Below are 5,578 nucleotides of genomic sequence, written 5' to 3'. Positions count from 1 at the left end.
GGCCGGCTCTACCCGAGGGACGGTTCAATACAGCTCGCAGTGGGTGCGACCCTCACTGCGCAGGGCATCCCAATGGCCTTCGCCGCCGATCGCGTCGATGGCTTCGCGCATCGCACCTTCCAGGTGGCTCTTGTTGCCACACAGGTAGATGTGGCCGCCACGGGCCAGCACATCCCGCATCTGCGTGGCCTGCTGCTTCAGCACATGCTGCACATAGACCTTCTGCGCAGCATCGCGCGAGAACGCTGTGTGCAGGCTGGCCAGTACGCCACGCGCCTGCCAGTCCTGCAGCTGCTCGCGGTACAGGAAGTCGTGCTCGCGATGCTTCTCGCCGAACACCAGATGGACCTGCCGTGCGTCGCCGGTGGCCTGCAGTTCCTGCATCAGGCCCATCAGCGGCGCGATGCCGGTACCGGTGCCCACCAGCAGCAGGGGCGCGTCGCCGCCTTCGGGCAGGTGGAAGCCCGGATTGGAGCGGCAGTACACACGCGCCGTGTCGCCGCCGTGCAGCAGGCTGCCAGTGGCGGTGCCGAAGCGTTCGCGGCCACGCAGGGTGTAGCGCACTTCGCGCACGCACAGGCTCAGCTGGTCGTCGCGCGGATGCGAGGCAATCGAGTAGGCGCGCGGCAGGCAGGGTGAGAGCAGCTCGCGCAGCCGCGCCAGCGGAACCGACTGCGGGGTGGCGTGGTCCTGCAGCACGTCCAGCAGGTCCAGGCCATGCAGGTAGGCGTCCAGTTCGCGTTTCTGGCTGATCTTCAGCAGGCTTTTCAGTACGTCGCTACCCCCCAGCCTGGCCAGTTCGCGCAGTACGCCCTTGCTGAGCAGGCGCAGTTCGCGGTCGCGCAGCGCGTCGACGGCGCTGGAATCGCCATACCAGCTGGCCAGGGCCTGCAGCAGCGCAGGATCGTTTTCCGGAACCAGATGCAGGGTGTCGCCGGCCCGGTAGGCCATGCCGCTGCCCGCGATGTCCAGCTGCAGGTGCCAGGCGGCGGGGGTGCTGTGATTCAGTCGGCGCCGTTCGACAATGCCGGCGGCGAACGCGTTGTCTTCGCCGTAGGCCGTCACTTGTAGGCGCAGGTCCTGGCCGGCGGTCGCATCACCGTCCAGTACCTGGCCCAGCACCGGCCGCCACTGCTGGAAGAACTGTTCGTAGCCGAGGTCGGCGTCGACACGGTGCAGCAGTGGCTGCGCCTGACGATCACTCAACGCTGCATCCAGCGCCTTGGTGAAACCGCAGAAGCTGGGGTAGCCGGTATCCCCCAGGCCGAACACCGCGTAGCGCAGTCCGGGCAGGGCGGGCGCCTGTCGCAGCGACTCGAAGAAGCGCTCGCCATTGGCCGGTGGCTCGCCGTCGCCGAACGAGCTGGAGATGGCCAGCAGCACATCGCCGTGGCCGAGGCTGGCCACATCGATGTCATTGAACGGCAGGACCTGCGGTCCATGCGGCTGCAGGTCCGGATCCGCACCCAGGCGCTGGGCCAGGGCGCGGGCGTTGCCCGACTCGGAGGCGAAACCCACCAGCAGCCGGCTGATGGGCCTGCGTGTGGGGATGGCGTTCACGCAGCCTCGTAGAAGTCGTCGAACTTTTCCTTGCTGAACTCGACCAGGTCGTAGTTCTGCATCAGGTCGTTCACCACGCGGCGGATGCTGATGTAAGAGGTGATGTTGCCGTCGGCGTCGAACAGCGGCTGCACGGTGGTGTCGACCACGTAGAGCACGCCGCCCTTGCCAAGGTTGGGCACGATGCCGGTCCAGGTCTTGCCGGCCTTGATGGTGTCCCACATGTCCTTGTAGACGGCCTTGGGTACGTCCGGATGGCGGACGATGCTGTGCGGCTGTCCGATCAGTTCCTCGCGCGCGAACCCGGTGAGCGTGCAGAACAGGTCGTTGGCATAGGTGATGTTGCCCTGCAGGTCGGTGGTGGAGATCACCATCACGTTCTGCATGGCGTTGAGCAGCTGGGCGTTGTCGGGGGTGTAGCTCATCGCAGGTCCTTTGGATGCCGGTGACGCCGGCGTATTGGGTTCCTGCATAGAGATACGCGCCCGTGGCGTGGGGCGGATTGATATAGGTCAAGCGTGTGCCCGGAGGGGGCTGCGACCGGCTGTCGCAGGGAGGGGCGGCGTTAGTGGGCGATGGCGGGGAATCCGATGGTGTGGTGGCAGTGTCGTAGCAGTGCGCGCCCTTCTTCGTCATCGCGTTGGATACGATCCCCGCTGAAGAATGCCTGCAACAACTGGCCCATCGCGTTGCCGGCATTTCCAGACCGCCGTGCTGCCGCCGGCAGCAGGCTGTCAGCGCGGGGATCATGGCGGCCGGGTAGCTGCTCGCGCCGAAGCTCACCTTCAATCGCCAGCAGCGCGCATGCCCCGGCGAGGTATGCCTCCGGTTCCCGGTGCGCTCCCCATCGGCGCTGGCCTGCCATCGCGGTGGCGATATGGTGGAACTCGTGTGCGGTGGTGGAGATTACGCGCGCACGCAGTGCAGCAGCGTCGTCGCCGGCGGGAAACCAGAGCGCCACCACCAGTTCTGGTCGGACTGGCCTGGCAGGTTGTTGCCAGATGCCGCCGCCGTCGCTGACGATCGTGACCTGGTAGCGGACCGGTGTATCGTTCAGGCCTGCGGCTTGGAGTGGCTGTCTCGCCGCGTGCGCGGCTGCAGTGCATAGATTCACTGCCTGGTCAGTGGACAGGCTGGGTTCGACCCAGCGCACCATCACTTCGGTTGATTCCCGTTGGCAAGTGTGCGAGCGCGTCGTCTGCTCCGAACTCTCCTGGCCGGGCAGTACCGATGCGGTGCCAACGCTCAGCTGCGAGGGCGCTCCGCGCAGGCTCGTGGCAAACGCTCCGTCCGCGCCGACACTATCGCGCGGGGGAATGTCGAGGGTATTGCACGCACTGGCGCAGAGCAGCAGCGCTGCTGTGCCCGTGGCGTGCCGCAACCAGGATTCCATCTGCAGGAGATCACCCTTCCAAGGCCGTGGATGCATCCTTGCAGGCGCCCCGGCGCACGCACAATCAGACGTGTTGCATATGGAAGCCGACGGTCGGCGCCGGTTGTCCTCTGGCGCTCACCCCATCACATACCGCAGCACACCCGCCGATACCACACCGATCAGCACCGTCGGCAGCATCGACAGCCGTGTGGCCGCAAGCAACGTGATCGCCAGTGCGGCCAGATCGGCCGGCTTGTCGGCCACGAAATCCGGAGCGATCACCGAGATCAGCACGCAGCCCGGGGCGGCTTCCATCACCGTCACCGCGCGCTTGCTCAGGGTGCGGTTGCGCAGCGCGAGAAAACCGATGATGCGGGTGAGATAGGTGGCGGCGGCCATCAGGATGATGGTCAGCACCGAGGTCCAGTGGATCAGGCCGTTGAAGATCATGCGGCGTCCTCGGCCAGCAGCCACGCAGCGGCCAGACCGGCCAGCGCGCCGCTGGCGACGTACCAGGCGCCGGGCACCAGCAGGTATGTGCCCGCAGCCACCACCAGGCTGACCAGCCATGGCCGGGCGGCGCGCATGCCTTGCCACATGCCGCGCAGCAGCACCAGGAACACGGCGGGGAAGGCCATGTCGAAGCCATAGGCGTGGATGTCACCGAGCAGTGGGCCGACGATCGCGCCCAGCGCGGTGCACAGCACCCACACGGTGTACAGGCCGGCCGACACGCCTAGGTAGTAGGACAGGCTGAAGCCCAGTGCGCGACGGCGCGCATCGGCCACGCCCAGTGCCCAGCTTTCATCGCACATGAAGAACAGCGCCGRCAGCACGCGACGGCGCGGCAGGTGCTGCAGCAACGGCGCCAGGCTGGCGCCCATCAGCAGGTGGCGGCTGTTGACCAGTGCGGTGATCGCTACGATCAGCGCGATGTGTGGCGGCGAAGTCCACAGTTCGACCGCGGCGAATTCAGACCCACCGGCAAAGTTGAGGCCGGTCATCAGTGGCACTTCCAGCGCCGACAGGCCCTTCTGGGCGGCCTGGGCACCGAGCACCAGGGCGAAAGGAATGAAGCCGATCATCACCGGCACGGCGGCGCGCAGGCCGCGCAGGAATTCGGCGCGCGGTGCGGTGTCGCACACGGGATCAGACAGGGGCAGGGTGGTTCGGGCGTCCATGGATCAACAACGGGTGGGGGTGGCCCATGCTAACGGTCCGATCACGAAATCGGGTTGCGTTGATGCCATTGAGCCGACGGAATGTGGAATATCATGCGGCCATCAGCCTGATGGGTGAAATTTCATGCAGTACCAGCTCGACAACCTGGATCGCCGCATCCTCGACGCCCTGCAGCGCGATGGTCGCCTGCAGAACCTGGAGCTTTCGCGACAGGTGGGGCTGTCGCCGTCCGCCTGCCTGCGCCGGGTCCGCCTGCTGGAAGAGGGCGGCTACATCGATCGCTACGTGGCCCTGCTCAACGCGGCGAGGATCGGGCGTGGGTTCACGGTGTTCGTCCGCGTGTGGCTGCGTGGCCAGGACGAAGACACCACCAACCACTTCATCAACAGCATCAAGTCCTTCCCGGAAGTGCTTGAATGCCATCTGATGGCGGGCGACTGCGACTTCCTGCTGCGGGTGGCCGTGGCCGACCTTGATGCGTACCGGCAGTTCCAGATACAGCACCTCAACCGGATCGCCGGGGTGCAGAACACCAAGACCGAAATCCCCATGCAGCGGATCAAGCAGACCACTGAACTGCCTGTCTGAACGGCCCGGCGCGTCCCCTGCGCGCCGCCGTCATCGCAATGACACGTGACGCCGCTACGGTTTGACCCGCTTGCCGGCCGTGCGCAGGTCGACCCGCCTGGTCGCACCGCGCTTCGCCGCTGCAGCTGATGTCGCTGCCGAGGGTCATGTGTTCTACGTCAGGGGGCTGAATGGACAGCATGCGATCAGACGTTGGAGGGTGGCGGCCGCCGCCGGGTTGCTGTTCGCCTTCGCTGCCGCCGCACAGGACGACATCCGCGCCTATGACATTCCCGCGCAGCCGCTGGAACAGGCGGTCGAGCGCTTCAGTGTCGTCAGCGGGTGGTCGGTGATGTATCCCGGCGACCTCGGCACGGGCCGCAGCAGCCATCCGCTGCAGGCCAGCCTGCCGCCACTGCAGGCGCTGCAGGTGGTGCTGCAGGATACGGGTGTCGAGGCCGAGCTGATCGGTGCGCAGCGCGTGGTACTGCGCCGCGGCGCACACGCGGGCACCGATGCCTCCCCGACCGATGTGACCACCGACCTCGGGCAGCGTCGCCGCTTCGGCGACCTGCAGCAGCGGCTGCGCACTGCATTCTGTGGCGACCCTGACCTTGCACCGGGCGCCTATGCGGCGACGCTGCGCTTCCGCATTGCCAACGACGGCCAGGTGCAGGAACCCGAACTGCTTGCCGGCAGCGGCAGCCCCCGCCGCGATGCGCGTCTTCTGCAGGCGATGCAGGTGCTGCGGCTGGACGCCGATGCTGCCGCGCTGCCGCAGCCGGTGACCCTGCAGATCCGTCCTTCCAGCGCGGGCCACGACTGTGGCCGGCGCCCGCCCCAACCATGACGTCAAGGAATCGAACATGAGCAACAGCACGGCTGGGGCGGTAG

7 protein-coding genes are annotated in these 5,578 nt (G+C 66.9%); 2 read left to right on the top strand and 5 right to left on the bottom strand.

Translation table 11 applies throughout. The features are described from left to right. Positions 1-24: 24 nt before the first annotated feature. The 5 genes from AB4Y84_RS11570 to AB4Y84_RS11550 form a co-directional block, all read right to left on the bottom strand. Complete coding sequence (locus AB4Y84_RS11570; protein WP_442250155.1) at positions 25-1,560, bottom strand: diflavin oxidoreductase; 1,536 nt, start codon at positions 1,558-1,560, stop codon at positions 25-27. Beyond that, positions 1,557-1,985 (bottom strand): PAS domain-containing protein, encoded by a 429-nt coding sequence (locus tag AB4Y84_RS11565; protein ID WP_005409905.1) that lies wholly within the window; start codon positions 1,983-1,985, stop codon positions 1,557-1,559. Before AB4Y84_RS11565 ends, AB4Y84_RS11570 begins: the two co-directional genes overlap by 4 nt. Before the next feature lie 140 nt (positions 1,986-2,125). Then, positions 2,126-2,953, bottom strand: a complete 828-nt coding sequence (locus AB4Y84_RS11560; RefSeq protein WP_442243687.1) for a hypothetical protein — start codon at positions 2,951-2,953, stop codon at positions 2,126-2,128. Positions 2,954-3,070: 117 nt separating this feature from the next. Beyond that, a complete protein-coding gene (locus tag AB4Y84_RS11555; RefSeq protein WP_033831264.1) occupies positions 3,071-3,385 on the bottom strand; it encodes an AzlD family protein in 315 nt (104 codons plus the stop codon). Continuing rightward, positions 3,382-4,116 (bottom strand): AzlC family ABC transporter permease, encoded by a 735-nt coding sequence (locus AB4Y84_RS11550; RefSeq protein WP_442250154.1) that lies wholly within the window; start codon positions 4,114-4,116, stop codon positions 3,382-3,384. Before AB4Y84_RS11550 ends, AB4Y84_RS11555 begins: the two co-directional genes overlap by 4 nt. Before the next feature lie 124 nt (positions 4,117-4,240). On the opposite strand from AB4Y84_RS11550, the gene AB4Y84_RS11545 reads away from it, so the two are divergent. Next, the gene (locus tag AB4Y84_RS11545; protein ID WP_025874361.1) at positions 4,241-4,705 is read left to right on the top strand and encodes an Lrp/AsnC family transcriptional regulator; all 465 of its coding nucleotides are present in this window, start codon (positions 4,241-4,243) and stop codon (positions 4,703-4,705) included. Between the two features lie 148 nt (positions 4,706-4,853). Beyond that, positions 4,854-5,534, top strand: a complete 681-nt coding sequence (locus tag AB4Y84_RS11540) for a TonB-dependent receptor (protein ID WP_442243692.1) — start codon at positions 4,854-4,856, stop codon at positions 5,532-5,534. Positions 5,535-5,578: the final 44 nt, after the last annotated feature.

Origin of the sequence: Stenotrophomonas sp. 2YAF22 (assembly GCF_052114665.1) — a bacterium.
In the GTDB taxonomy this organism is placed as follows: Bacteria; Pseudomonadota; Gammaproteobacteria; order Xanthomonadales; family Xanthomonadaceae; genus Stenotrophomonas; species Stenotrophomonas indicatrix.
Note: the sequence above shows the minus strand (reverse complement) of the source record. Positions and strands in the feature narration are given on the sequence as shown.